Annotated in this window: 2 protein-coding genes; both read right to left on the reverse strand. The window is 49.6% G+C overall.

The genetic code is table 11. The features are described from left to right. On the reverse strand, positions 1-311 hold a 311-nt coding region (locus tag EXE42_RS16075; protein WP_241988419.1), incomplete at its 3' end, for a helix-turn-helix domain-containing protein. 268 nt (positions 312-579) lie between these two features. Further along, positions 580-822: hypothetical protein (locus EXE42_RS19705; RefSeq protein ID WP_206750743.1), on the reverse strand; the 243-nt coding region annotated here is incomplete at its 5' end.

Below are 822 nucleotides of genomic sequence, written 5' to 3' on the forward strand. Positions count from 1 at the left end.
TGGAACTCGCTCTGCGGGATCGAGAGAATTGGATCTGGTTTTGTGAGCCGTTCACGGTTAATCTGGACCTGCTGAGTCCGCCCATCTGGTGCGATCTCGATGACATCAAGCTCGGAAAGCAATGTCACCGCCTTTGAGATCGTTCCCTTATTTGCCCCTGTGAGGCTTGCGAGTTCGCTCATCGAGTATGTCGCATACGGCTGATCTATGAGAACGTTGAGAACGTCCTGCATTGCCTGGTATCGGAATACCCGATCCTCCGGAAACGGATACTGTAACTCTATTGAGATCGACTCTTTCCTATTAGGCATACGATTCCTATTAGGAAACGGTGTAAAAATCTGGCGGTGAACTGGCCAAATTACGGCGTGCTAGACTGTAGCCCTCTGAGTTCGTCTTCTATGTCCGCAGGGCCTCTCCGACTCGTGCCTCGATCATCTTCGTAAGCTAGGGTTCAATAGCAGAGTAGTCGGACCATCTACTGGTTCTCATCACTTGTACTGAGAGATTCGTGAATCCCCTCTCTATGTCATGGCGGTTCCACTCTGTTATCTAATGGTGTGTCTCTAGGCGTACAATTTACTGATTAACTCCTCCATCTAAGTCTTCATCAGTAGGGGGCTCACCAACCCGTCCAAAACGTCTCCCTCGGAATATGAAGGGTTGAGTATTAATCCATTCTGTAAATGTCCGGTCGGGGTCTTGGAGTATCGGTGTTTTGTGGCCGGTGAGTGGATGTTTAATGGGATCAACCCCTCCCGGTATGAAATCAATTCGAGCAGTCGGGTCGAGGCGACCGTCCTGAATCTTTTCAACGGTTTC

This window comes from Halorubrum sp. SP3, from assembly GCF_005435195.1.
Lineage (GTDB): Archaea > Halobacteriota > Halobacteria > Halobacteriales > Haloferacaceae > Halorubrum > Halorubrum sodomense.